This window comes from Candidatus Lokiarchaeum ossiferum (assembly GCA_025839675.1).
GTDB lineage: Archaea > Asgardarchaeota > Lokiarchaeia > Sigyniarchaeales > Promethearchaeaceae > Lokiarchaeum > Lokiarchaeum ossiferum.
The window spans coordinates 120,119-146,813 of the sequence record CP104013.1 but is presented as its reverse complement, the minus strand read 5'-3'; the positions used below and the strand labels follow the sequence as shown (position 1 = coordinate 146,813).

General features: G+C 33.4%; 21 protein-coding genes. 6 read left to right on the top strand and 15 right to left on the bottom strand.

Annotation, left to right across the window (positions count from 1 at the left end; translation table 11 throughout):
* Window positions 1–54: 54 nt before the first annotated feature.
* From NEF87_RS00630 to NEF87_RS00620, 3 genes are all read right to left on the bottom strand, one after another.
* On the bottom strand, window positions 55–777 hold the full coding sequence (locus NEF87_RS00630; protein WP_457918190.1) for a hypothetical protein: 723 nt from the start codon (window positions 775–777) through the stop codon (window positions 55–57).
* Between the two features lie 176 nt (window positions 778–953).
* Complete coding sequence (locus tag NEF87_RS00625) at window positions 954–1,154, bottom strand: hypothetical protein (protein WP_457918189.1); 201 nt, start codon at window positions 1,152–1,154, stop codon at window positions 954–956.
* A gap of 106 nt (window positions 1,155–1,260) precedes the next feature.
* Entirely contained in the window at window positions 1,261–2,211 is a 951-nt protein-coding gene (locus NEF87_RS00620) for an NAD(P)-dependent oxidoreductase (RefSeq protein ID WP_457918188.1), read from the bottom strand.
* A 350-nt stretch (window positions 2,212–2,561) separates the two neighbouring features.
* On the opposite strand from NEF87_RS00620, the gene NEF87_RS00615 reads away from it, so the two are divergent.
* Genes NEF87_RS00615 through NEF87_RS00605 form a run of 3 tightly spaced genes read left to right on the top strand, consistent with a single transcriptional unit; the run spans window position 2,562 to window position 10,283 of the window.
* Window positions 2,562–5,843 (top strand): FtsX-like permease family protein, encoded by a 3,282-nt coding sequence (locus NEF87_RS00615; RefSeq protein WP_457918187.1) that lies wholly within the window; start codon window positions 2,562–2,564, stop codon window positions 5,841–5,843.
* 36 nt (window positions 5,844–5,879) lie between these two features.
* Window positions 5,880–6,923: an ABC transporter ATP-binding protein gene (locus NEF87_RS00610; RefSeq protein ID WP_457918186.1), complete on the top strand. Its 1,044-nt coding sequence runs from the start codon at window positions 5,880–5,882 to the stop codon at window positions 6,921–6,923.
* 57 nt (window positions 6,924–6,980) lie between these two features.
* Complete coding sequence (locus NEF87_RS00605; RefSeq protein WP_457918185.1) at window positions 6,981–10,283, top strand: hypothetical protein; 3,303 nt, start codon at window positions 6,981–6,983, stop codon at window positions 10,281–10,283.
* 125 nt (window positions 10,284–10,408) lie between these two features.
* Here the strand turns inward: NEF87_RS00605 and glmU are convergent, their stop codons facing one another.
* The 3 genes from glmU to NEF87_RS00590 form a co-directional block, all read right to left on the bottom strand.
* The gene (gene glmU / locus NEF87_RS00600) at window positions 10,409–11,737 is read right to left on the bottom strand and encodes a bifunctional sugar-1-phosphate nucleotidylyltransferase/acetyltransferase (RefSeq protein ID WP_457918184.1); all 1,329 of its coding nucleotides are present in this window, start codon (window positions 11,735–11,737) and stop codon (window positions 10,409–10,411) included.
* 119 nt (window positions 11,738–11,856) lie between these two features.
* Window positions 11,857–12,957 (bottom strand): hypothetical protein, encoded by a 1,101-nt coding sequence (locus NEF87_RS00595; RefSeq protein WP_457918183.1) that lies wholly within the window; start codon window positions 12,955–12,957, stop codon window positions 11,857–11,859.
* A 15-nt stretch (window positions 12,958–12,972) separates the two neighbouring features.
* Complete coding sequence (locus tag NEF87_RS00590; protein WP_371804419.1) at window positions 12,973–13,950, bottom strand: hypothetical protein; 978 nt, start codon at window positions 13,948–13,950, stop codon at window positions 12,973–12,975.
* A gap of 112 nt (window positions 13,951–14,062) precedes the next feature.
* On the opposite strand from NEF87_RS00590, the gene NEF87_RS00585 reads away from it, so the two are divergent.
* Together NEF87_RS00585 and NEF87_RS00580 are read left to right on the top strand one after the other, a co-directional pair.
* Window positions 14,063–15,163, top strand: a complete 1,101-nt coding sequence (locus NEF87_RS00585; protein WP_457918182.1) for a hypothetical protein — start codon at window positions 14,063–14,065, stop codon at window positions 15,161–15,163.
* 35 nt (window positions 15,164–15,198) lie between these two features.
* Entirely contained in the window at window positions 15,199–17,205 is a 2,007-nt protein-coding gene (locus NEF87_RS00580) for a Rab family GTPase (RefSeq protein WP_457918181.1), read from the top strand.
* Between the two features lie 30 nt (window positions 17,206–17,235).
* Here NEF87_RS00580 and NEF87_RS00575 read toward each other — a convergent pair whose 3' ends face one another.
* The 5 genes from NEF87_RS00575 to NEF87_RS00555 form a co-directional block, all read right to left on the bottom strand.
* Window positions 17,236–17,439 (bottom strand): hypothetical protein, encoded by a 204-nt coding sequence (locus NEF87_RS00575; RefSeq protein WP_371804416.1) that lies wholly within the window; start codon window positions 17,437–17,439, stop codon window positions 17,236–17,238.
* A gap of 96 nt (window positions 17,440–17,535) precedes the next feature.
* The gene (locus NEF87_RS00570) at window positions 17,536–18,759 is read right to left on the bottom strand and encodes a peptidase U32 family protein (protein ID WP_457918180.1); all 1,224 of its coding nucleotides are present in this window, start codon (window positions 18,757–18,759) and stop codon (window positions 17,536–17,538) included.
* 51 nt (window positions 18,760–18,810) lie between these two features.
* Window positions 18,811–20,049, bottom strand: a complete 1,239-nt coding sequence (locus NEF87_RS00565; protein WP_457918179.1) for a hypothetical protein — start codon at window positions 20,047–20,049, stop codon at window positions 18,811–18,813.
* A 4-nt stretch (window positions 20,050–20,053) separates the two neighbouring features.
* Window positions 20,054–20,347, bottom strand: coding sequence for a hypothetical protein (locus NEF87_RS00560; protein WP_371804413.1), 294 nt, complete (start codon window positions 20,345–20,347; stop codon window positions 20,054–20,056).
* Window positions 20,348–20,467: 120 nt separating this feature from the next.
* Window positions 20,468–20,593: a hypothetical protein gene (locus NEF87_RS00555; protein ID WP_457918178.1), complete on the bottom strand. Its 126-nt coding sequence runs from the start codon at window positions 20,591–20,593 to the stop codon at window positions 20,468–20,470.
* 76 nt (window positions 20,594–20,669) lie between these two features.
* On the opposite strand from NEF87_RS00555, the gene NEF87_RS00550 reads away from it, so the two are divergent.
* On the top strand, window positions 20,670–20,831 hold the full coding sequence (locus NEF87_RS00550) for a hypothetical protein (protein WP_457918177.1): 162 nt from the start codon (window positions 20,670–20,672) through the stop codon (window positions 20,829–20,831).
* Window positions 20,832–20,955: 124 nt separating this feature from the next.
* Here NEF87_RS00550 and valS read toward each other — a convergent pair whose 3' ends face one another.
* The 4 genes from valS to NEF87_RS00530 all read right to left on the bottom strand — a co-directional run bounded on the left by valS (window position 20,956) and on the right by NEF87_RS00530 (window position 26,508).
* Window positions 20,956–23,616 (bottom strand): valine--tRNA ligase, encoded by a 2,661-nt coding sequence (valS, locus tag NEF87_RS00545; protein WP_457918176.1) that lies wholly within the window; start codon window positions 23,614–23,616, stop codon window positions 20,956–20,958.
* A gap of 277 nt (window positions 23,617–23,893) precedes the next feature.
* A complete protein-coding gene (locus NEF87_RS00540) occupies window positions 23,894–24,775 on the bottom strand; it encodes an HAD family hydrolase (RefSeq protein ID WP_457918175.1) in 882 nt (293 codons plus the stop codon).
* Window positions 24,776–24,826: 51 nt separating this feature from the next.
* The gene (locus NEF87_RS00535; RefSeq protein ID WP_371804409.1) at window positions 24,827–25,543 is read right to left on the bottom strand and encodes a hypothetical protein; all 717 of its coding nucleotides are present in this window, start codon (window positions 25,541–25,543) and stop codon (window positions 24,827–24,829) included.
* A 98-nt stretch (window positions 25,544–25,641) separates the two neighbouring features.
* Complete coding sequence (locus tag NEF87_RS00530) at window positions 25,642–26,508, bottom strand: alpha/beta fold hydrolase (RefSeq protein ID WP_457920110.1); 867 nt, start codon at window positions 26,506–26,508, stop codon at window positions 25,642–25,644.
* Between the last annotated feature and the right edge of the window lie 187 nt (window positions 26,509–26,695).

The window sequence follows — 26,695 nt, the reverse complement described above, 5'->3', positions numbered from 1 at the left end:
TGAACAAAATTATTGGATTAAGTAAAAAAAATTATATGATTCAAACTGTTGGTTTCAATTATTTTCTCTACTTTCTTTCGTATCGTTCTTCCCTTTCTTAATAAACCCAAGTGTCAGGACCATCAATGAAAAGGCTAAAATCATGAAAAATAAGATATCAAATAGAGAGCCAGTTGCATCAGTAAAAAATGGTAATTGACTGAAAATACTCATAAAAATGCTCAAAATGCCTGATATAATCCCCATGGAAAAGATTTTCATTTTTTGTTGTTGAATTCCGCTTGTTTTCTTAATCCCATACTTATTCACAAAATACAAGCTGGATCCTAAATAAAATAGCATTCCAATACCCATTATTGCAGTAGGTAGAAGGGAAATCTGTACATTCACACCTCCATCAGGTAACAAGGAAAAAGTTATGAAATCAATGGAGATAATGTAAATGGAATAAATGAACACAATAAAGAAGTGGGGAATCCAATTTCGTTTTTGATTGAACCAGTGACTCGAATTAACCAGGCATTGCATGCTAAAATAAATCAAATTGGCCCCAAGTATCGCAGAAATCATAGAAATTCGTAGGAATAATTGAACCGCCCACTCGGATTCGATTAAATCGTAAAGGAAAATACCTAAAGTATAAAATAAGAAAAGAACCATAGCTACGGCCATCAATCGGTTTCCAAGATATAGAGAATCTTTTTTAATGATTAAAATAGCGCATACAAGTGCAGCGATTATGATGATAAGTTTTAGAATGAAATTGAAGTAATTCATAAATGTAATTTAGTTTATTTGTATTAAGTTATATATTTTTAGTTACAACCTCGAATAAGTCGGTGGTTCCCGGTTTCTTGAGTTACTCTCATAATTCATCGATTGGTGGTTTCAGATAGCACGATGCAATTATGAGCAGCATGAAAACTTCCAACACAAAACATTTTGTGTGTGATTTAAGATTCCGATGATTTGGGTGCCTGAAATTCTCCCGGTTTATTTCCCAAATAGCACGAAATCAAGCAAAGTATTATAATAAAAATGACTAAGAACAATGTTGTCCCAGAGGAACTCCCTTTCCATAATGTAAAGAGCAAAACACCGAAGAGGATAATAGTCCCCCAACACGAAATTAAATATTTTTTTTCGATGGTCATGTATTTAATCTTAGTTGAATGGAATGAAAAAGGTTTTCCGATGTGGTTTTAAAAAAGCGAAAAAGAAAAGATGAATAGAAGGAAAGAGATTTTTATTTCGCTAATATTATACTTGATTGATTGGAGTATCATTCAACCACTGAAGAATGTTTTCAAACACAATTTGGGCGCGGTTTTCAAAGGCTTCGTGGGTAGCAAAAGCAACATGGGGAGTTACCACGAGATTTTCCGCTTGAAACAAGGGAGAACTGGAATCCAATGGAGGTTCCTGATCAAAAACATCAAGACCGGCCCCAGCAATCAGTTTTAAATCAAGCGCGCGAAGTAAATCTTTGGTGTTCACGATCGGTCCTCGGGCACAATTAATTAAAAGGGCAGTCTTCTTCATCATCTGGAAAGAATGCAGATCAAGCAAGCCTTTCGTTTCGGAATTTAACGGGAGATGAAGCGAGACAATATCACTCTTTTGCAACATTTCATTTAGAGCTACATACTGAACCCCAAGTTGTTGTAAATCGGCTTTTTCGGTCCGAGAGTAGGCAATCACCTTGCATCCAAAGGCTGTGGCAATTTGACATACCTGAGAACCAATAGCTCCCGTGCCAATTACTCCAAGGGTTTTACCATGTAATTCATTCCCGATCAACCCACACCGTGTTCTTCCCATACGAATATTGTGGTCACACAGAAGAATATTCCGGAGGAGGGAAAAAATGAGCCCAAAAGTTAATTCAACGACAGAATAGGTGGAATATCCCGCCGCATTGCATACGACAACATTTCGTTCCTTACACGCATCCAAGTCAATGTGATCCACTCCAGTGAAGGCGACGGAAATCATTTTCAAACTAGCACACTGGGAGATTACTTCTTTGGGAAAAGGTAAATTGGTGAGCACTACTACATCGGCATCCTGAACTCGAGAAAGAATCGTAGGAGTATCATTAGGTCTATCAGGGTAATGGACAACAGAATGGCCGAGTTGTTGAAGTTCATCCACATATCTTTGTAATTGGGAGGGCCTAATGGATAATGGTTCAAGAATTACGATTTTCATTTAACATCATGAAAGGTAAATGAAGTGATCAAAAAAAAGCCATTGAAATGAAATATCACAAAATATTCATTGTATAATTGAGGCAAAAATTCTGATCTCGGTATTTCTCTTCCCAATCTTTTTTTCTAAAGAATCTCATAACCCGTAGATTGATTAATAATAGGGAATTTAGTCTTAAAAATCAAAATTTCATTAATTAAATTTTATATAGTAATCATTTCAATTTGGAGTAGAAAAAATGGTTTGAGGGTTATTGGTTCAGCCATATTGGGACATTATAAATCTTTTTTGTCAAAAAGTTCTTATAATAAAATGACAATTAATTATTCAAAAAGATGAAATTGAAAATCATGAAATCTTTAATACCGTTCTACTTTCGACTCACGTTTTTATGGGTAAAAAAATCCTATTTGATAATTCTCTCCGTAAGTATTTCACTGGCAATGATCTTTGCAACAAATTGTATGATTGAATCGGGAATCGCGGAGGATTCTGGCTCTCATCTTGAAACAAATTCAGAATTTTTAGTTACTTCTTCCCAACCAATATCTCCAAATCCAGATAATATTGCAAATGATATAGAAAGTTTTCAAGATCAATTCGTGACGGTTTCTGAAAATTCTCCTGAAAATCAAGATTTACTAAAAGATTTCAACACATTCCCGTATTTGAATTTTCGATCCCATTGGAGTAATTTTGGAGCGAGAGTAAATTTGACGGATGTGTACGATTTCCATGGAATTTACGAGTTTTTTCTGCCCAGAATCAATTTTTTGTTATATTCAGAAGAATATTACCAAAATGAAAGGTTTACCACGAATTTCAAAATTATCGAAGGTCGAGTACCTCAAACCGAAAATGAAGTGTTAGTACCCTATACATATAAATTGCAAAGTAAGTATGAGTTGAATGATTCCTATGATCTAACCTATTTCATCGGAAACTATTCACACCCTCAAATTGATTTAGATCCAACATCTAACAAACTGAATATCACATTTCCTGAAATAGATACGATTGTTAATACAATGCAGCTCGAATCCACAAAAATCGTTGGTTTTTACGCTTTTTCCTCAAGAATTATAGAACTAAATGGAGACCAATGTCAAATGGATTTAACCTATCAAAAAATTTTAGAAGGAGAAACAGACAATCTGGGATATTTTGGGGATGCTCCGCTCTTTTTTTATTCCAATTTTTCACAAACAAGCTTGGGAAATCATCCAGTATACCAATTTTATGACTCCATTGTTCATAATGAATCTTTATATGATGCAGTAAATGACATAAATTTTGGATTAAGTGAGAACGTTGAAAATCTTATTCACTATGGAATATCACTGATGGCTAAGCTTGATAGCATCAACTACAATCAAATCATTTCCTACGAGAATCGAATCACTAAAGTTCATCAGCTCTTGCAAAAAGAATTTTCTCATGAAATTTATACCCGAACCTATGGAGATTCGATATTGCGTCTAAGATCTTATATTTATTCAACAAGATTTCTAAGTATAGCCATTAATCTCCCCTTAATACTTTTTACGTTCTTAATTACTTATTTTAGCATGAAGAACGCGGAAGAAGCTCGATTAAGCAATTTTCTGCAAATGTCGATTAAGGGAATGACCAAAAAACAAATTACGGCTCAAATAATTCAAGAAATAATTATTTTGAGTTTAATAAGCATGATAATTAGTGTTTTACTCGGAATGATCCTCTTCTATCCGATACGGACCACTTTGACACCATTATTTTTCCCTACATTAGAACCCCAAGATATTAAACTGGTAGTTAACCCTTTATGGTTAGGAATAACATTTTTATTTGGATTTATTATAATAGGCATTGCCTACAGTCATCTTTTAAAAATTCTAAAGAAAACTGAAATTCAGGATATTTATGAGTTGCAAAATCAAGAATATTTGGCAGGGATTTATGATGAGAACTCAACCTATGGAAAAGAGAAAGTAGAAAAGCGAAAACAAAGTAAAAACGAAGAAAAATATGAGGATAGTGTCGAAGGGGAAGAAAAAAAGATACGAAAAATATCTTATTTTCTTTTCCCCTTTATTTTGATTCCAATTTTTATTTATGGACTGGCAATCTATTCAGGAAACCATGAAGTATCGGATAATTTAAGATGGACTGTGATTAGAATTTACTCCGAACCAACTTTATATCTTGTGTTTGGTGCAATATTCCCGATTTTTATTGTAGGATATGGCTTTTATAGATTTCTGATTGTTGAATCACCTCGAAGATTTGCCAAGCTGAGCAAATTCTTATCAAAACCATTCCATAAGGAAATTAATTATCTTGTAGGCTTGGAAATGATTCGACGAAAAGAATTTCGTTATATTATAATTTTGATATCGGTTTATGTAACATCAATTTTAATTTTGAACCCCTTTGTCACATCCAGCGCGAGTTATCCTATGATGATTGACAATGGAAGAATTGGGGCGGATATTGCAATTGATATCAATATAGGGCCTGAAAATCTGGCATTTCAGAAAGGAGTTTTTGATTTTGACAAAAATCTTAGCGTTGTATTTCAAGACGAAAAACTCGATTTAGAAAATCATCTTTGCATCCTATCCCAAAAAGCCGAGGTATATTCCAGTACAGAAAGCGAAGCCAAATTTGAGCGTGAATTGTTCTATTTGAACTATTCTGAATATCTTTCCTTAAATTCGGCCCGAGATCAATATCTTCCCACACGAGATTTAATAAAATCGATCCAAAAAACGATTAGTTATAATGAAGATCCCACTAATTCCAAGATCGGGATTATAGTCGGGAACTATTATGAGTATAGTGAGAATATCAAGGATAATCCTCCGTATTTTGTGAATTTAACTTACTTTAATTTTACAAGCATGCAAATAGAATCAACATGGCTGGAATGTGAATTCATTGCCAGAACCGTTTTGTTTCCCGGTGTCTATGATGCAATATCATCTTGGGAAAGGGATAGTAGTTTTTTCATAGACGTAAATGCGATTTCTCAAGAAAATTGTTCCATTTTAGCCCATAATTATGTTTTTATGGGCAACTTGGAAGAAAAAGGGAAACATTCAATCCAAGAAAATTCAAATGTAAATACGTTCCTTGCAAATAATACAGCTAATTATGAAATTCGAGAAATGGATTATAGTTATTTAGCTTATTCATCATCTTTTGCAGTGTTCAATACAAAATCAGGTTATTCCCTGTACAGCCTGTTGTTGATAGGATTTACTCTTTGTTTTGGGCAAGGAATACTTTTCATCCAAAACACTCGAGATAATTTTAATTTCTACGGAAATTTGTTAACCCGAGGAGTAAGTAGAAAACAAGTGTATCTATTTGGACTCAGTCAATTGCTGCTATTTTTCCTTATTTCATTAGGAATTGCACTTATAACAGTAATTGCACCAATAATTCTCGCCCTTAAAATCTACCCTGCACAATTACTGGTGGAAGAAAACTGGCAATTTAAATTATCAGTGGCAAAATACCCCATTTTGATTAATTGGCCTCTTTTAGGAATCAATTTGGCATCAATTTTTGTGGGATCGATTCTTCTTTATACTATTTTTTTCAAAACACAAAGAATGGATTCTTTTTTTGCTTATACTAAGCAGTGAAATAGATTGAAAAAACCAAAAAAAAATGTGATAAAAATGACAGAAACTTTACCAAATCATCGAACAAATTCCAAAACTCAACCCGTTGCTAAGCTTTCAGAAGTATATAAAATCTTTAAACAAGGTCAAAATGAGGTCATGGCATTGAAAAATATTAGCCTAAATATTTATCCGGGAGAATTAATTGTTATTATGGGTCCCAGCGGATCTGGCAAAACGACTCTTTTACATGTACTGGCAGGAATTTCCCGTCCATCTTCGGGGACGATTTTAGTAAACGATCTAGAAGTAAATCGTCTGAAGGATGCAGGAATACAAGACCTCTTGCAAAACCATATAGGAATAGTGTTTCAATTTTTTAACTTAATCCCGACACTATCTGCAGCTGGAAATATAGAGATGCCCATGATTGTGGCAAAAGTACCAAAAAAAGAGCGGCAAGAAAGAGTTGAAGCACTATTAAAAGAAGTTGGGATGGAAGATCGTGCAAAACATCGCCCTTTTGCGCTTTCAGGAGGGGAAAAGCAAAGAATTGCAATAGCTCAAGCTTTTGCAAATGATCCAGATATAATTATTGCTGATGAACCAACGGGGAATGTTGATTCCATTTCTGCGGAAAAAATCATGCAGTATTTTAAGAAAGCCTTAGCTGATAATCCAGATAAAGCCATGGTTATTGTGACCCATGATAGCGCTTTTCGCAAGATCGCTGATAGAACTATGATCTTGAAAGATGGGGAAATAGTTAAAGAATACGGTCGATTAGCTCAAGATGAAAATGAGGATGATATTGAAGTTAAAGAGGAAACTTCAATTTCTAAAATTACTCGCAAACAAAAAGAAGCACATTTTATAATAAATGGTCCACAAAATTATCCTCTATATTCCGATATATCCCAGTGTCCTAATTGTCAATCAACCAATATAATTAAAAATTATGACAGAGAAGCTGGAGCGATGTACAACCATAATCAGCAAATTGTTAGTCGTATTTCTGTGGCTTGTCTTGAATGTCATAAAATTACCTACGAATTTGGAGGTATTTTTAATCTCAAGCATGATATGCATAATCCTAATTGAATTTAGTCTTTTTTCGTAAAAAACATATCCTAAAGCAATTTAAAACCAATGATCCCTATGCCAATTAAATTCAAGTACAATCTTACCCAATCCCTCAAAAATGTCAAGCGAACACCCTTATTAATCGTAGGATTAGCGATGATTTTAGCAATGTTAAGCGTCATGAATATTTATGTTCATAACGTGAAGCTATACAAAATAAATAACCTAAAGTATAATTATTTTGATATTGGAGTATATCATTCGACTGGAGGTAGTCCAAACCTCCTTGTTAACCAAGAAATTTTTGGAAATAATTCTGGCATAAATGCTGATGTCATTTCGGATTTTCCCATTGAATCAAGTCATCCCATATTCTATATGGCGAATGATTTTATTCGACTCTCATCAATTGATGATAAAATCGATCCTTCAAAGTATTTGGATTTTTTTTTCTCAGATGAAGGTTTTTACAATACACCCGATTTTGATAGAGATTTTGAGATGATAGAAGGAAAAAAACCTCAAAATTCATCCGAATATATAATTGACATAGTTTCAGCGGAAAAAATTGGCTTTTTTTCCAATGATACGAGGGATTTAACTCTTAAAATCTACAATAAACAAAACTCTTCCCAAATTTTACGCAACCTTAATTTTAATCAACAAAACGGTCAGATTGTCGGAATTTTTGCCCCTAAACAGAGTATGATCAGGTTTTTTAATTATTCTTTACAGTTTTATTATGATTTCAATTCTGTTGATTCAATAACCAGTGCCACTTATCAAATATGGAACCGGGCAGTGATATTAGGGGTTATAGATCAAAATGCAGTTGCGTCAAATCCCTACATAAATCTCTTGAATTCAACCTATTCTTCTTTACCAATGAATTCAACATATCCTTGGAAACAAAGCAATGGATTTGGTTATCAATATGATCGTGGCACGATTAATCCAAATAGAATAGAGAAAGAACTACAGAATTTTCAAGAAAAATGGTCATCTTTCTATTATTCCCATATATCAGATACAGTTAGATTAACAACGGATATGCATCAAACATTTAGAGAGCTCATAAATTCATCTGAAATGCTATATACTTATCAAATACTAAATGTCCCTCTATTGATGTGTGCAATCATCGTGGGAAATTTACTAGTAAAAACATCTTTTACTTCCCGATTATCTTCGTATCATGAGTCCTTAATCAAAGGTTATCCCCGCAAAATGATAAACATTCAATTAATTTGGGAGATCTTCATAATTGGAATTGTTGTTGGTTTAGGAAGTATTCTTTTCAGTTGGATTTTTTATAAACCTATTCAAGTTGGATTAAATCCATTACTTTTTGCGAGATCATCAGGGGGCAATAGTGAAGGTAACTTTGAATTTGTTAGATTATATCCTCCCACATCATATTTGGAATTTACTCTGAATTTTGGACTAATATTAGGGAGTATTGGCATGAGTACTTTGGTTGTCGCTTTAATATATCTTAAAATGATTGTTCAATTTCAAAAGGTAAAAATTTATGAAATTTCTGAATCTGTCAAAACTTTAGGGTTAAATGCTCAACTGAATGAAAATTTATTATTATCTCAACAGAAGAAAAAGAAAAAGAAAAGAAAGAAAGAGAAAACCCCACCTCAGCCTTCTTTTAATGATGCAAAATATACACCAAATGAGACTTCAATTACAGAAAAATCTAAATTTTTAAGAGAATCTAAACTAGAACTCTATAAATCGCTTGATTATGAATTTAAAAAGAACATCAAAAGATTTGGATTACCGCTGTTTTTTATCGGGTGGATTCCAGTGATCTTAATCTATTCAATTCAATGGGGATATTATTCAAAAATGGATAATATAGCATTTTTCGCGCAAACATTAAATAGTTATAATAATATCTTAGTCGTACTAGCGTTTTTCAGCCCATTTTTAATCATATATGGACTAATGCGGTGGTTAGTTTTTGAAAAACCATTGTTATATGCAAATATATGTGAAAAATTTACAAAAATTTTCCTTGGAGAAAAAGGGTTATTAAATGCCCTCGAGACATTACGCTACCATAATCTTAAAGTAATTTCCATTCTATTAGCGATAATTTCCGGCACTTTCATTTTTACAAACATATCCCTTAATTCAAATATGGTAAGAAATCCAGTGATTGATAACGCAATTTTGGGGGGGGATTTTAACATTCAGGCACAAAATGATTGGAGCTATATGAGGGATGGGAATCAAACTATTACTTATGAAGAATTAATCACAATTGAAAACATCCTCTCAAATAGATCCTATTATTCTGAGGATATCCAAGATGTTTGGGCCACTTCAATTATATCCCAAAGTGATTTGAGTGCTGGAAACCGTTATGAATATGATACACTTGTGCTTTCTAATTTCACTAAGTTTGAAGTTTTAGCCCAATCGAGCAGTCTCCAATCCAGTATGCCCGATTTAAGTTCAAAAATTCGAAAAACCATGGATTATAACGTCAATAGCAATGAAGATTTAGGAGTCTTAGTGACAGAGGAATTTTTAGATTATAATCAATACAAGATTGGAGATGTTTTTACTTTAAATCCTAAACTATTTCCCTTTACGGAATCTTTTGCAAATCAATCAACGCTATCAATAAAAATTATTGATACTATTGGTCTTATTCCTGGAATTACCTATTCATATGGCGGAAATATAGAAATTCTTGCAGATATAGCATTTTTTATTAATCCAGAAGATAAAATCTCTCATGATACCCTGAATTTCATGGGTGTTATTGAAAAAAATCTATCGAGTCATTTTGAATTAAGTGAATTAAAGTCAATTTGCCCAATGCAAGAAATATCAGCAATTTATTCTTATTCACTTGAAATTAAGACTGCCACAGACATTGATGATGGAACCACGCGCATATTTTCACCTCATGGAGGTGTTATTACGGAATTCTATCCGGTCTATATTGAACTGACTTTACTAACTTTCTTTTTAGTACTAAGTATAATCATTCTAATCTTGCTATATCGGAAAGAAAATCAACGATATCATGGGTTACTACTTATACAAGGATTTGGGAAAAAAAATATTTCCATTCTGATCATAACTCAAATGATATTTGTCATTTTTAGTTCCTATATCATCGGAACAACCATAGGGTTATTAACAGGATATGCTTGGACAGCTAGTCTATTAAAAGTTGCAACCTATTCTGGAATACGAGATGTTTCGAATTTAAACCTTCCAATTATTTTTAACGTGAGAGAATTTTTAGTTGTACTTGGAATTTTACTTTTGGGAACTATAAGCATGCTAGGATTTTTAGTATTAGGGGACCAGAAGAAAGATTATGCAAGTTATCTCTCAAGGGATGATTGAGAGAAAATTGGGTTTTAACATTTTTATTTCAAAGGTTTTTCATTTTTTTTCAACTTTTGAATTTCTTGTGAAATTTCACGAAATGAAAAGTCTCCCAAAACGTACGTAGTGGATTAAAAAAAAGGTTAAGTTTTTATAATTATTTTATTTTGAACTTTCATATAATATATCGAATCAGCAGGGACATTTTCAGTAACAATCGTATTACTGCCGACATAGGCATTAGCCCCAATGGTTTTGCCCGGCATAATGCTGACTTGAATACCGAGTTGAGCATTATCTCCAATAATAGTCCCAAGTTTTTTACAATGGGTATTAACCCGTTTCTCTTTGACTTGCATGGAAATCGGCATTTTATCCAAGCGTAAATTAGCTGTAATGGTGCCACACCCCATATTCACATTTTCTCCAATAATACTATCGCCCACGTATGAGAGATGCGGGATGGCAGTCTTATCCATGATAATCGACCCTTTGATTTCGGAACCATTTCCAACTTTGCAGCCATTACCAAGACAAGTATAAGGACGGAGATAGGAATTAGGGCCAATGGTGCAGTTATCTCCAAGAATAACGGGTCCTTCAATATAAGTGCCAGATTTCAATATGGTATTTTTCCCAATAACCACAGTTCCATGGATCGTCACACCCTCTTCAACTTTCCCACCATGATTAATTACTTGGGCGGGAGGAGAATGGGTTTTGGTGACCGGATCTCCGGGCAACATCTCGATAACATGCTTTGTGGCGTCTAACAATTGCCATGGGTGACCGACATCACTCCAAAAATGAGCAGAGATATCAACGACTGCAAATTTCTTTTTCTTGCGAAGATGAATTTCAATAGATTCAGTTAATTCATATTCACCGCGACTCGAGAGGGGGGTTTCATGGATACTTTCAAATATCGAAGGATCAAATAAATAAACTCCTGCATTTGCGAGATTTCCATATCTATCATCCGATGGTTTTTCGATTAACTGCTCTAAATATCCACCCACATCTGTTTTTAAAATACCCCATTTAGTTGGATCGGGCATTTGTTTAGCAGTGATGACGCCATCACAATTGTCTTCTTGAAATTTTTGAATGGCAAGGTGATAAATTGCAGAATCCATGAATAAATCTCCATAAATTAAGAGGAAGGGATCAGATCCCGCAAAATCTTTGGCTAAATTTGCGGCATGTCCAGTTCCTAAGAATTCGGTTTGTTCAATATAAGTGATCTGCACACCGAATTGAAGGCCTTCTTGAAAATATTCAATAACTTGTTCTTTGCGGTAACCCACAATCAATAAAATTTCTTCAATACCTTGGGTTTTCAAGGCTTCAATAGTATGTTGCAAAAGTGGCTTTCCCGCAATTGGAATGATTGGTTTTGGGCGGGTGTCGGTTAAAGGAGCTAACCGTTTGCCTTCTCCCGCGGCAAGTATTACAGCTTTTAATTTTGTCATAATATATCCCATGTTTTGGTTGTTGTGTTATGGTAAAATTGTTTGTCTTTTTGAGTCAAGAGCCAAAAAACAAACAAAAAAGAGATGATAAATCTTCGGAAATTAGAAACTGGGCAAGATTACAGTAATTCTTCGAATTCATCCTCAGAATCACCTTCTTTTTCCAGTTGATTCATTTTTTTCTGAATCCTTTTGGCTTCTTTAGCGATGATATGAGCTTTTTCTTCTTCAATTCGTTTGAGTTCTAATTCTTGTTTGACTTTATTAAGTTCTTGTTGCTTTTCGAGCAGTTCCACTTCTTTCTTGAGACGTTCTTTTTCTTGTTCCAATCGCTTTTGTTCAATAAGTCGTTGTTCCTCTTCCAATTGCAGTTTTTCGAGCTGCATTTTTTGATCATTTTCTTCAATTTTCTCTTTCAAAGCTTTCGATTGGGCTTCCATTTGGCGCTTTTCCAGCTCAATTTTCTCTAGAGATTTGATATCAACAATTTCTTTGAGAACACTACCGGCTGCATCTCTTAATTCATCTTCGGGTGCACGTTTTGAGGATCCATCGGACCCTTTTTTTAATACTTTATCAGCAGCATCAATTAGAATTTGATCCACAGGGTCGATAGGGGAATTTTCGGTATTTTTAGCTAAAATTTCATCAGCAGCTTTGAGGATATTCTCCCCATTTTGTTGCTTTTGCGACTCTTCTTCCATGGATTTGAGAAATTTGAGAATTCGTGATTCAATTTCATTTCGATCTTCTTTCCCGATAGCTTGTAATACTTCTACGGCTTTTTTGCGAACATAATCTTCAGAATCGGCCAACTCGGTAATTATAATATCATAATATGGCTCCATTGATTTTGGATCGGTTTCAGCCACATATTGTAGGAGAAGTAAAATCCCTTCGCGCTTTTTTGGAGACCCGTATTTAAGAAAGTCTTCAATATAGGGGAAAATTAGTTCCTTATGTTCTTCTACAAACTTTTTAATCGAAATAATAATAGAATACCGAATTACATCATCGTCAAAATTTAATATTCCCAATAAAGAGGGCATTATTGCTTCCACCACTTCTATGGAAGTATTGGTGATTATACCTAAGCTGGGAACTAAATCTTCAATAAAGGATTGATCTCTTTTGGTCAAATTTTCTTTGATGAGTTGAACCGCTTGATCATTTTGATTCTTGTCTAAAAACTCGAAGATTTCTTCCATAATATTACTCATTTTTTTTTTATCTCCTTAATTATTTTCATTTCGTCTCAAAGCATCGATCATTTGAACCGTTTGACGAATGATTTCATAAGTTAGATTGTTATACTTGAACGTACGGTAGGTGACACTGGAATTATGATATTTCAATGAAAGCACGAAATTCTCTTGAGGATCAATAGAGAGGGTGATTTCAAAAAAGTAATCTTGTAAAAATTGAATAAGTGAATAGAAAAAGCCTTTTTCTGGGCTTTTATTCGCCTCGTGAATATCGGCAAATGGGAGTTTCAAAATAATATTCATTTGTTTATCGCTATTTAAGGTTGTAAATCCTTGGATATTCAGTTCTGAGCAATAGGTATGAAACACAATATCGATTATTTTCAAATCCTCAATTGGATCCTTCTTAGCGTTAATAATGGTAACTCCAGTCTTAAAATTACTTAAAAATATTGCTTCTTCATACCAAATGAGAAGAAATTCTCCTATAATATCATAAATGAAAGTTCCTTCCCGAATTAGCTTATCTTTTGTCCGAATTTTATAAAAGACATCATGATTAGAATGGCGAATATCGAGGTGTACTGCGGGAATCTTACTTTTATCTATGAGTTCATGAACTAATTTTAAATCTTTTTTATAGTTGGAGAGAATTTTCTTCTGTAAACGTGGAAACATAATATTAATGAAATCTTCATTAAAAATGAGTTCATCTCTCGGAGAATAGAGAGTTGTATTCTTGTTTAAGTATCGTTTGATGTTGTTTACCGCTTGAGAGTAGCAAAATTTTGGTAAATCATCGACTACTGCCCCCGATTGAATGCGAACTTTTAATAAAATTCGTTTTGGACATTGAGGGGATAATACACAAATCATCCGATCATCTTCACAAACATCACAATATTCTTGAAGTTCTTTAAATAAAAGTTGATTTAATTGAACCATGGCTTCTTTAGGGATATTAGATCGGGAAACATAACTAACAAGATCTTCTTCGGTGAATGTCATGGTTATTTACAAGTTAAAACTATTAACGACTCCCAAAAAGGTTTTTCAAGTTGAGGAATGAACTAATTTAGAACAGTAAAAGTTATTTGTGGGAAGTTGACATAAGTTAAGTATGGGTGAAAACCAACAAAATTTAGAAAATAACAAAAGCGTAAGCGAGGAACCTCCCACAAAAAACAAGTTACCTAAACACCCTGTAGAAATCATTAAAATGCGAAAGAATGGAGGAATCACCATCCCTAAGAAAATACGGGAACAATTGGTTGAAAATGAAGATGAAACTCTCATGTTTGCATTTTGGCAGGAAGACAATAAGTTAATTTTTCAGAAGGTCAAAGAGTATGAAATTCAAGACCTTAATCTTGTTCAAAAGGAAAAAAAAGCCTCAAATTCTTCAGCAACGAATGCTACCAAATCTCCAAGAAGAAGAACTAAGAAAGCGTCAACTAAAGCAGGTCCTCAACCTGAATTATCCCGATATTTTCCCTTTCAAATTGATAATCAGGAAAAAATTGCCAGTGCAATAGAAAGTACCTTTTATAAATTAGTTGAACAGCCCCCTAAGATCGAAGAAGCTATCGAACGTATCAAATATGTCCTAATTAACTATTCTACTGGTAGTAATACTAATGATGCCCGTTTAAAGAACACAATTATTTTATTTTTGGCAGATGTAATCGAAAAAACCAAAGAACCATCTCTCATTGAAATTTTAATTTATGCAAAAGATAATTTAATTAAAAATATTCGAAGTCAATATTTACGGGAACAATCTTTAATAATTTTGGTTGTTTCAGCATTATATCTAAAAGCAGATGAAGTTTGCATTGATTTAATTAATCGTATTATTCGAGGCATTCAATTATATAAAGAACCATATGCCATTATGCAAGGATTCAAGGGATTGGTTAAAGAATTAACTAAAAGTCAAGCTCCTCTTGAAGAGAGTGTTGTTAATCCCATTAAAGATTCTATTCTTAGTTTTATCAAAGGGTTTTCGTGTCCAGGTAAAAACGAAGATGACCCCCCAATCGTCCATGCTAAATTGTCAACCGATAGTGCTGTTCAACTGATTGATTTACTTCAAGATTTGCATTTAATTGAAGAAGCTGAAACTATTGCGAAAGATCTATTAGCTGAATTACCTACAGATGATATCTATATTGACCAAGTTCGCCAGAAAATTTCGGATTTGAGAAAAATTCATATTTAACATAGATTTAAATATATTACAAAGAGATTAGAAAAATGCTACGACAAGTCTTCCTATATCACCACAAAGAAATGATTTTTTCACATTTCTTCGGTCAAGCTTACGATTCAGCCACAATGAACTTGTTAATAACAAAACTTGATACTTTTATTAGCAATCCCATGGAGGGTAAAGTTTTTAGTAAACCAATGTTCGATTTTCAGGCTCATTATGGGATGTTCAAGGGAGTATTTTATATTTTTGTCACCGATATGGCCGATCGACCGAAAATAATTGCAAAAGAAATTGAACGAGCGGCTAAATTATTTTCTAAACATTTTTCTGATCCTATGGAAATTAAAAACCCAACAACTGGAAAAGAAGAATTTACCCTCTTCATTAAAGAAACCCACTATTTTCTTCATCCAAAGTTTACTTTGATGGGTCCCTTAGGTGCGGGAAAAACCAGCATCGCTTCTTTTTTGGGAGCAACAGGAACTCCAGACAAGAAGATAATGAACTTTGCAGTATATTATCAAGTTAAACTTGGCGAAATCTTCTTTGATTTATGGGATTTTGTCGAATCTGATGATTATTCTCCCTTATGGAATAATTATGTACGAGGTTCAGATCTCATATTTTATATCTTAGATGGCTCCCAAAATAAATTAACTGATAAAAAAGTAAAATTCTTTTTGAATCTCATACGCCGTGAAGGCAAATATAGCAATTGGGTAGTCATATTGACCCATAAAAATAGTCCTGATTTTGTTTCTGGTCCACAACTAACCGAGAAATATGACTTATTAAAAGGAAAAAAAATATTTGAAGTTGATTTGGCCGATGCTGATATTAAAGAACAGCTTTCTTCGATTTTTAGTGATACAATTGGATTAAAACGTAGTTTACCTTCAGATTTTAGGACAAAATTACAACAAGCCAATGATTTCGTAGGAACTGAAGAATTTAAGGCAGCAATTTCAATTTTACAAGATCTTATCCAAATTTGTGAAGACTATCAAGAATATAGTTATCTCGAAATCTTCAAAAACAAAATAAATGAATTGGAAGAAAAAGCAAAAGTAAAACAGGAAGCGGAAGAACGAGAAGCCAGAAAAATCAAGGCTCCCAAAAAGATATCCTTTGATTCGTTTAAAGGAACAAAAACACTTCCAGGCCAAGGAAAATTACCTATGCTTTCATCATTCAAACCTCAAACCCCTAATTTACCCTCTACACCCCAAATTTCGTCTTTGCCTCCGAAAATAACTCAATCGGATAACTTAGCAGATTCAAATGATGATAAAGACGATATATTAAACACAATTGATAATTCTAATCCATTTTTCACAGGATTATCGGGAAAAAAACCAATCTTGACTGGAATTGATTCCGATGTAAGTTCTTCAAAAGATTCTATTGAAAACTCAGTAATAAGTGACATTTCAGATTCAAATCCTATTTTTGAAGGACTTCCTTCTTTGGATCAAAATTCGGCTTCAGAACATCCTCTTCCAAAGGTTCCAGCCAATTTTTCAGAACCAAAAACCCCCATTCCTCAAATGGATCCAGGTACTCCTGTAAATGAATTCAAAATTCAAACCCATCGCGTTAACCCGATTAATGTGAAATCCATAGAATTACCTCCAAAACCAACCATCCATGAACAAATGGAGCAGAAACCATCAACGAAATCACCAAGTGGTATTAAAGTAGGGGAAACTCGGACTAAAGCACTAACTCTTGAACGTTCGCCGATGATTAAAGACGATTTTAAAAATGTTAAAAGAGATATTAAGAAAGCGACTCCAACTGCAGAAGTGAAAAATAACCCCTTAGAATCCTTTAATAATCCCTCCGCCATTGTTCATGGGGAAAAAATTTCTGATGAACTTAGATTGCAAAAAGAGATTCAAGCTTTGGGTGAAGATTTAAGTCTTCCCTTATGTGAGAAATTTATAGAACAATTGAAATTACGTATGAAAAAAACAAATTTGAATGAATCAGATATTAAGAAAGCGGCATCCCTTTTTGTAATAAAACGAAAACGAAAAACGAATTAAAAAAACGTATTATTTTTTTTTGGATCTCAATTAAGTCCACATTTTTTCTGCTTCTGGGTGATCAAGCTCATAAATGACTTCTTCTTTGATTTCTTCAAATAATTTATAAATTGATTGAATAATTGGGGTTTTAGTGACAGATGATACAATTCCTGCAAAGCTGGAGAGTATTTGATCATCAAAAGGGAGATGAATTGAAAGGGCCATATTAAGATACATCGAACAAAAACTCATAAAGACATAATATTGAAAATATTACAAAAAATTTCCAATTGTATAAATGAACTTTTGAGTAAAGACTAAAAACGAAATTTTGGAAAAATTTGATATCTAAAGGTATCGGTAAATCCAGTCTCCTTGTTTGACTGGTTCGTCAACAGTTAAGCTAACGAGAATTTGGGATCCCTCTGTAATAGGAGGGGTTTCAGTAATTGATTTCATTTTAATTTGCATAGAAGTAATCTTTTGATTTAAATAGGATCCAGATTTTGCGCCTTCGATGATGATTTCATCTCCAATTTTCAACATTCCGGTATTAAGTTGGATTTTGGCAACTTTCACCTTCCGATAATAGGAAATGACTCTACCAATTTGAGTTTTTTTGGTGGTGGCTAAATTACCAGAGCGTTCTACAGAGATATCTTCAGATCCAGGTTTAGAATAATAAAAACCAGTCGAAAACCCTCGATTATACACGCTTTTTAATTGTGTCAACCATTGCTCTACTTTTTCTTGTGAAATTGTATTGTCATAATGACTATCTATGGCTTCCCGATAACATCGTGCAACTGTTTCAATATAATGAGGATCTCTCATACGCCCTTCAATTTTCAAGGAGGCAATATTTGCTTCAATTAATTCTGGAACATGTTCAATCATGCACATATCTTTTGAATTGAGGAAGAAACCTTGGTGCTGATCAATCACGGTCCCATTTTTATGAGTTAAGGTCCACTCATGGCGACATGGTTGTAAACATTTCCCACGATTTGCCGAGCAGATTGGATCGTTATTCACATAAGCTGAAAAATAACATCGTCCGGAGACTGAAGTACATTGCGCCCCATGAACGAAAGCTTCAATTTTTGCTCTGGACAGTTTTTTTCCGATTTCTCTCATTTGATTTAAGGAACATTCACGAGCGAGAATAATCCGATCCGCTCCAAGATTTTCGTAAAATTGAGCCGCTCTCGAATTCGAAACACTTGCTTGAGTAGAAATATGAAATGGGATCCCAACCTCTCTCGCAAGTTCGAGAGTTGCCATATCATGAAGAATAAGTGCATCCACGTTAGCATCTTTGGCGGTTGTGATAATTTTTTCCAAATATTCCAATTCATTCTCATAGATAATTACATTTGTGGTCATATATGCTTTTATATTATAAGAGTGGCAGAGAGAAATAAAATCTGGCAAAGATTGTAAGGAAATATTATCTGCATTCATCCTCATATTAAGAGCTTCAGTCCCAAAATAAACTGCATTGGCAAAATTTTTTACCGCATTAATTGATTTCTTATTCTGAGCAGGGGCCAAGAGTTCAATTTTGTTCATATTCATAATAAGTTTAGATTTCCCATAAAATTTTCGGAAAAAAAAAGGAAATTAAATTAAAGATTCAAAATTTAGATAAAACGAAACGATGTCGGGAAGTAATAATATAACAAGTGTACACAAACCAAGGATAATGAGCCGATTTCGAAGCGGACTCCTAATTATCTTACATCTAACTTCTTGATTGTAATAATATATTGATTCATATCCTAATAGAAGGCAATGGTATAACATTCCCATTCCCATTATTATATAAAATGGTTTTAAATAATTTTGGGTAGTAAATAAAGATTCCACATTATAATTGAGCAAGGATACACGATAAATATTATCAATATCTGTTATATAAAGGGAATTGTTAATTCTATCTAAATCGTAGGGATTCATCAAGTTAGAAAAGGTCAATTCTTGTTCGAACGATTTAGAAGTCTTGTTAAGAAATTTGATTTTCCCCCCTTGAGAATCAGAAATTAATAGATGAGTTGCATTTACTTCCACGATATCATTAATTTCGTGCATATTTCCTTCAGGAAAAGGCACTTTACATGTCCAAAGCAAATAATGCCAAGTTTTGTGCAATTCCAATAACCGATGATTTCCGGAGTCAGAAATGATAATATTTCCACTTGAAAGATAACTGGCATAAATAGGATCTTGTAATTGACTGTAATATCCTGGAATACCATAAGACCATAATATAGAGGGTGTAGAAGAATATTTAATTTCAATTACCATATCAAATAAGCTTAAAGTAATGAGAATTGAATCAAAGTTTCGATTGAATTGAGATCCTTCGATAAATTGAACTTCTGAAATTCCAGTCCAAGGGTTAGAAATACCTTGGGACCCGTTCAAGAAGGCTCTTACAGGTGTGCTCCAATTTTTAAAAATGGCATAATCTGACCAATTAATATGTTGAGGATTTAGAGCATCCCACATCCATACAATTTCTGAGTTGTTTGATGGATTAATCTCAAGAATGCAGTCATTAGAATAATCCGCAATCAAAAAATTTCCATTGGGGAGGATATCGACATCTCGTATCTCAGATGAATTAAGATCTAAATTCCAGAGGATTTCTTGGTTTTCAGATAAAACAGATATATTTCCTGATTGTTGAGCGATTAAAAACGAACCCGAATAATTACCTTTAAAAATTGCCTCCGAATCGTTTAAAAAATATAATTCCCCGTTTTCTCTCGTAACAGAGCCTGTAATTAATAATGTGACAAGGGAACCAAATAGAAGAGCGCCAAAAAGATATTTTTGAACTGTCGTTTTTTGTATCATTGTTTTATCCCCCAAGTGAGAATAAGCCCCCTGCCGTAATAGAAAATGCTAAAATATAGACATGTATATATTTCACAGCTAATTCCCAAATACTATTTTTTAAATTGGTTAATTCTTTCCCTGATAAAGGATCGCTAAATACAACCCCGATTGTTATAAGGCAAGAAAGTAGAAACCCCACAATTAAAAATAGAATGGCCATTTCGAGATACAAAAGCCGTAATACTATGTACCCAATTCCCCCAAAAATGATTCCCGAAGTTATTTTAATTTGAAAAACGGTGTTATTTAGTTTCAATCTACTGTTAATTTAATTTCCAACTCTTATAAAATTTAATACTCCCGAGTCAACTTGTTCCCTTCCCTCACTCTTAATGGTTTTTTCCATCTTATTCTCACCAGAAATAGAAGAAGTAAATTAATCCAATCCAGAATCATAAAGATATTTTTCCATACAAGTTTCGCATAATCCATGAGAGAGATCTGCATCTGAATGCTCATGTAAGAATTCTTCTATTGAGATCCATCTCTCATCTAATTTCACTCTCTTACAAGATGCACAGATATGATAAAACTTTCGTAATTTTCGGTTTCTTTTTAGTACCTTTTGAGTACTTAAAATGGTAAAAAGTCCTAAGAAAAAAGCACTTGTAACTTCAAATATAACTTCAGTGAGATTGAAGGGAGTTTTTGGAGTATTTAAGAGAAGATGCGGTAAATCAAACAGTTCATCAATCAAAATTAAAATAATAAGTGAAGAAAAACCAATAATTTCAAGATAGAGAATTTTGTTTTAATTTTGAGACATCAACTTCATAAAATCCGCTTGCTATTTTATATTTTTATAACTACACTTCCGAGATTAAATAAAAGAAAAAAGTTTGTGTTTGAACATTCTAAAGGAGTTTAATCTAAAATCTTGATGAAAATGATCCAATCGGAAGATTTATCTTCGATGGGATGGTAAACATTACATTCTTTCAAATTTAATAACTCGCTTCCACTGAGAAATGTGATCTTTTGAACATTTAGCGTGTTTTTAACCGGATTCAAATTGTTTTCAAGGCGTCTTTGTTCTACTTCAGGGCAATATATTAATATTTCCTCTAAATATTCGTTGAGAGCATATTTAACTTGAGATTTTGCCTTTCTGATCCGTTTTATAGCTTTTAGTTGTAATTGTCCACTTTCAATGTTTTCTTGAGAAAAATTATAGTTTAAAAAGGGCCACAATTCTAAATGGATCGATTTTGGTATGATCCATGAAGAAAATAACCGAGAATACAATTCTTCTGTGATAAAAGGCAGGAGTATTCCCCAAATTTTTAACAACTGAAAAGAGATGAAGAGACAAATCCTTATAGCAGATAGTTTTTCAAACCTGTTTTCTGAATTGAAGCGATATTTTAAGGCCTCTAAATATTGATCGCAAAAGTATTCTTTGAAAAAATTTCGGAGAATGGATGTACCTTGCTTCCACTGATATTTTTTCCAATAAGATTCAATTTCCTCGAGTGATTTCTTCAAGTTGTTCAAAATGAAAATATCTATATCGGTCAAGGAATAGTATTTCAAATCAAGCGAATGTAACCGTTCTGATGTCATTTGTAATTTTTGATCAGAAATAGATTGTTTTATTAACCAAATCAGACGGTATGCATTCCAAATTTTGTTAATAATCTTTCCATTTTCTTGAATCCCTGGAAAATGCTTCATATACTTAGCATCAAATTCTGTTTGAGACATTTTTCCTTTTTGTAATCGATTTTGATCTTCATTGAATTTCTTTCCCGCTTTTTGCTTAGGATTTGTCCGGTGAACCCATTCAAATTTAAATTGATAATCTTGACCTGGGGGACCCATTGCGGCCCAGAGGCGGACAGCATCCGTACCATATAGAGGAAATACTTCATCAGGAGAAACAATATTTCCAAAGCTTTTTGACATTTTTCTTCCATCTGGTCCAGCAACCATACCATTGAGCATAACATCTTGAAATGGTTTACTTCCAGATAATTTCTTAGATCTAAAAAGGGTATAAAACAGCCATGTGCGGATAATTTCATACCCTTGAGGTCGAACAGTAATTGGATAGATTAATTTAAAAAATAAGTCATTGCGACCCCATTGAGAAATAAAAAGGGGTGTGATGGATGAATCTATCCAACAATCACAAACATCCTTTTCTCCAGTCAAAGCGGAACCACAATCTGGACAATGGTCTATTGGACATGATTTTTTGGTTGGATCTAAAGGTAAATTTTCGATTGAAGGAACATAAACATAAGAACACTCCAGATTTGAACAATACCAAAATGGAATGGGGGTACCAAAAGCTCTTTGTCGTGAAATTACCCAATCCCAGGTTAAATTGTCGCACCAATCAAACAACTTAAGACTCATGTTGGGGAACCAATTGAGAGTATGGCCATCTTTTCGAATTTCAGGAATGAATTCCTTGATCTTTATAAACCATTGAGGAATCGGGAGATATTCAATTGGAGAGTTACATGAACTTCGTTCACTGTGGACAATAATTCTATGGGGATAATCTTCTTTTACCCCAAGATAACCTTGTTCTTCAAGAAAATTAATAATTTTATATCTTGCTTGAAGACTTTTCAATCCTTTAAACTTCGAAATTGAGCTCATGGTTCCATTAGGATTTAAAATTTGGTATATAGGTAAATGATATTTTTGCTGCCATTGAATGTCCATTTCGTCCCCAAATGTACAGCAATAAACAACTCCCGTTCCAAAATTCATATCTACTGCATGATCCTTAATAATTGGAACAAATCTCTCAGCAATCGGAATAAAAATTTCTTCATTTTCAATATTAGTATACCTCCAATCATCTGGATGAATTAAAACTGCAATACACGCTTCAATTAACTCTGGACGAGTGGTTGCTATAGTTAATTTTTTATGAGAATCACCTTTAATAGGCAATTTAATTTGCCATAAAAAACCGGATGATTCAATATAGCCAACCTCTTGCTTAGCCAGTGATGTTTCACATTTTGGACACCAATGAACGGGATAATTGGCTCGGTATAACCACCCAAATTTATAAAATTCGATTAAAGTTTTTTGGACTGAAAGAATATAATCAGAACTCATCGTTTCATAAGAAAGATCCCAATCCGTGGAATAGCCCAAACTATCAAATTGTTCTCTCATACGATCAATGAATTTCCTTGTATAATGTTTACAAGTTTCAATGAAAGTCGCCCGGTCACTCGTGGGAGTTAAACCGGTTAATTTTTGAACTTTGAGTTCTGTGGGTAAACCATGACAATCAAATCCTTGGGGGAAATAAACAATTTTTCCCATAGAACGCTGAAATCGGGCCATGAAATCAATCCAGGAATGATTCAAAATGTGACCCATATGCAAATTTCCACTTGTAAAGTCTGGGGGGGTGTCAATGGAAAAAATATCTTTATGGGAGATTTTTTCGGGTATCTTGAATTTATAAATTTCTTCTTCGGACCAATATTTAATCCAATTTTTTTCAATCTTTTGAAAACTAAATCGATTCGGAAACTGGTCCGATGATCTCAAAGGTAAACTATGTTTTTTTTTTTCTTCTTTAATCTTTTGATCTCTAATATAGATCCACTCCATAAAAGTTGAACAGAATAAACGAGGTTGACTTTTTATGGAGTCTATTAAACTTGCACCACAACCACGTTTACAACACTACAAAAAGTAACCAAAACATCATGTGAAATATCTGAGTTTGTTCGTGTAAACATGGTGATAGACTCCTAAATCTGATCAAAATTAAAAAGGAAACTTGAAAATAAAAAGGTTACGTTGAAAAAACTTAAAATGAAACTTATTTCGAATCAGCCAAGAAATATAGCGAGGCTGGCAGTATATCAGCATGATGCCTAATACGATAGAAATAAGGATCATTTTTATTAATTGAAGTAATAAGATCAGGCAGATCTTGAAAATCATCTATTACATATTTTGGTTGAATCTGGTGAAAATCTTTTTCCAAGGTTGGGCGAGTGGAGTAATTTTCAGGAAGAGTGCCTAAATAAAGGGCACTTTTCATTCCCGCATTATTAGCCCCTCCCACATCAGGGAAAATCCCATCTCCAATATGCAAAATTTCATCAGGAGATAAATTAACGCGGTCTATTAGAAGTTCAAATATCTCGCGTTTGGGTTTAATCATTTCAACTTCATTTGAGAAAATGGTTTCATCAAAGTAATCAAGCATCCCATGAAATTCAAGCACTTTTCGTAAAATACTCCCTGGAGATTTACCAGTATTTGAAATCAGAGCAATTTTAATTCCTTGTTCTTTCAAATAGTTAAGTACAAATTCAAAATTTCTGGCAGCATCAGGTATAATTGCCATTAATTTCTCCATATAAGGCACTCCTACACGTTCACAGACTTCATTCCATTTCTGTTCTCGTTTTAGGGATTGCATTAAAAGTGGATCAGAAGAAAGAATAATTTCCAAAAAACGTGAGATTCTGACATCCATCCTATAATCAATAAACCCGTTATTAATTATTTCCTCACTAATTTTTTTTTCTGAGAGGTCATAATGCGATTGAAATCTTCTCTTTGAATCGGCATAACCATATTCTCTTAAAATGATGTAAATTGCATCAGATCGCAAGTTATTGATTTTGTTGTCTCGATCTTTTGAAGTAGTGCATAAAGTAAACCAAAAATCAAAGGATACAGCCTTTATCATAAGTAATTAATAAAAGGAAAGATGAAAAAAAAGAGTTTTGGAGCAGTTAAATTATTTTGCCCCTTTGAAGCCTTCAAAAATTAGAATATATGCCGTACACATCATTATTCGGGCAATAATGATCAACACAGGTATTCCAACAGGTGCTCCACTGTCAATGATAGAGCTAATCCCAAATAACGCCCACCCAAGACTTAAAAAATTGAGATATTTAATTTCTGGGGCATTCAGATCTTCTTTTTTGAATTTTCGGCTTAGACTAAAGAAACCACCACTTAAGACAAATAAAAGACTGAACACATAAAACATCGTTAAGTAAAATACTACCGAACTTAACGAGATATCAAGTAGATCAACACCAACTTCAGTACTATCTTTAAACATTGAGTCTGTAAAGAAAAAGATGCACACCCAATACACCACCCACAATATAGAATAAAATATAGTGATTTGTAGTTTCCATTTGGGTTTAAATATATGAAATCCAAGATAGAGCGCTACTAATGTGGCAACGGGAATAATTGTATAAGATAAAAGACCATAGGTATTTTTATCGAGATTGTTTCCTGTAAATACTAGAGAAAGGAAATTAGATGAAACTCCAAGAAAAATTAATCCAGCACAAAAAGCCAATAAGGATACAATTGGAATTAATTTCAACTTTTTTTTGCGATACATAAGCAAAAATGATATAGAATAAAACATACCAATTAACAGAACAATTGTTCCGCTAATTCCATTTAACACAGCAGAGAATGAAAGAGCCATAAGATAAACACCAAGTTATGATCCTTTTTCATCTTAGGGTTTAAAATAGTTATCACCCTCCGTAAAATAAAAAGGTGAAATGATGAAAAAAGTAAAATTTAGTGAGTTGATTGCAAGAATTTAAGAATGATTGGATTTACTTCTTCGGGTTTTTCAAAATGGGGAATATGAGATGTATTAGAGATAGCGTGAAATTCAACACCAGGAAGCGTTGAAATTACTTCTTGATGGAGTGAAAATGGAACAGTGGTATCATTTACACCCCAAATTAATAATTTGGGAATCGAAAGACAACCAACTCTTTGAAAAACGGGTTTTGATGTATTCATGGGAAAGTGAAACATGGTCGAGAAAATGGCATCTAAGAACCCCTTATACTTCATCTGCTCTCGAAAACATTCATAAAGATGCGAAATGTCGACGTTCTTCCCAAAATCGGTATCTATCTTTTTTAATAACAAATTAGGACCCAATGTTTTAAAAAGAAATTTGCTTAATCCGGGAATTTTCATAATGAAAGGAATTCCGTTAAATGGAAATCCCGCAGGATCAGAAAGAACAAGCTTATTTACAAACTGAGGATATTTGTCGGTATAATGAATACAAATAGGACCTCCCATTGATAATCCCATAAGAGAGTATGGTTTCGAGTTCAAGTTTAGTGCCGATAGCAATTCATGAAGTTGATCAACAAATAAATCCTTATTGTATTTCAATTTAGGCCGATCGGAATAGCCTCTCCCATACAAATCATACCTTAAAACAGAAAATCCATTATCAAGGAGAAATAAAAATAGAGGTTCCCAGATACATGAAGGCATTGAAAATCCATGCACTAAAACAACCAGATCATTTGCTGGAGCACCCTTCAATTCATAGTATGTTTTACCTTTGGATAATTGAACCATTTGTCCAGACTGTTTGGCTCTAATTTGGTTAGTTAATTCTTTCTTTTCATACCTCATAACCACATATTATTCACCCTCACTTTTCAATTTTTAATTCAACCTTTTTATAAAGAATTTGTATAGATGAAAAATAGTATGTATTTTTTATTAGACTTGGAATATTCCATAACTATTTCTATGAAGAAAAAGGTGGAATAGAAAAATATGAAAGATAATGTTAAAATACAAACTATATTCTAATATT

Coding starts and splice junctions, on each gene's coding strand:
- NEF87_RS00630 (WP_457918190.1), bottom strand. CDS start 777: ATGAATTACTTCAATTTCATTCTAAAACTTATCATCATAATCGCTGCA.
- NEF87_RS00625 (WP_457918189.1), bottom strand. CDS start 1,154: ATGACCATCGAAAAAAAATATTTAATTTCGTGTTGGGGGACTATTATC.
- NEF87_RS00620 (WP_457918188.1), bottom strand. CDS start 2,211: ATGAAAATCGTAATTCTTGAACCATTATCCATTAGGCCCTCCCAATTA.
- NEF87_RS00615 (WP_457918187.1), top strand. CDS start 2,562: ATGAAATCTTTAATACCGTTCTACTTTCGACTCACGTTTTTATGGGTA.
- NEF87_RS00610 (WP_457918186.1), top strand. CDS start 5,880: ATGACAGAAACTTTACCAAATCATCGAACAAATTCCAAAACTCAACCC.
- NEF87_RS00605 (WP_457918185.1), top strand. CDS start 6,981: ATGCCAATTAAATTCAAGTACAATCTTACCCAATCCCTCAAAAATGTC.
- glmU (WP_457918184.1), bottom strand. CDS start 11,737: ATGACAAAATTAAAAGCTGTAATACTTGCCGCGGGAGAAGGCAAACGG.
- NEF87_RS00595 (WP_457918183.1), bottom strand. CDS start 12,957: ATGAGTAATATTATGGAAGAAATCTTCGAGTTTTTAGACAAGAATCAA.
- NEF87_RS00590 (WP_371804419.1), bottom strand. CDS start 13,950: ATGACATTCACCGAAGAAGATCTTGTTAGTTATGTTTCCCGATCTAAT.
- NEF87_RS00585 (WP_457918182.1), top strand. CDS start 14,063: ATGGGTGAAAACCAACAAAATTTAGAAAATAACAAAAGCGTAAGCGAG.
- NEF87_RS00580 (WP_457918181.1), top strand. CDS start 15,199: ATGCTACGACAAGTCTTCCTATATCACCACAAAGAAATGATTTTTTCA.
- NEF87_RS00575 (WP_371804416.1), bottom strand. CDS start 17,439: ATGAGTTTTTGTTCGATGTATCTTAATATGGCCCTTTCAATTCATCTC.
- NEF87_RS00570 (WP_457918180.1), bottom strand. CDS start 18,759: ATGAACAAAATTGAACTCTTGGCCCCTGCTCAGAATAAGAAATCAATT.
- NEF87_RS00565 (WP_457918179.1), bottom strand. CDS start 20,049: ATGATACAAAAAACGACAGTTCAAAAATATCTTTTTGGCGCTCTTCTA.
- NEF87_RS00550 (WP_457918177.1), top strand. CDS start 20,670: ATGGTAAAAAGTCCTAAGAAAAAAGCACTTGTAACTTCAAATATAACT.
- NEF87_RS00540 (WP_457918175.1), bottom strand. CDS start 24,775: ATGATAAAGGCTGTATCCTTTGATTTTTGGTTTACTTTATGCACTACT.
- NEF87_RS00535 (WP_371804409.1), bottom strand. CDS start 25,543: ATGGCTCTTTCATTCTCTGCTGTGTTAAATGGAATTAGCGGAACAATT.
- NEF87_RS00530 (WP_457920110.1), bottom strand. CDS start 26,508: ATGAGGTATGAAAAGAAAGAATTAACTAACCAAATTAGAGCCAAACAG.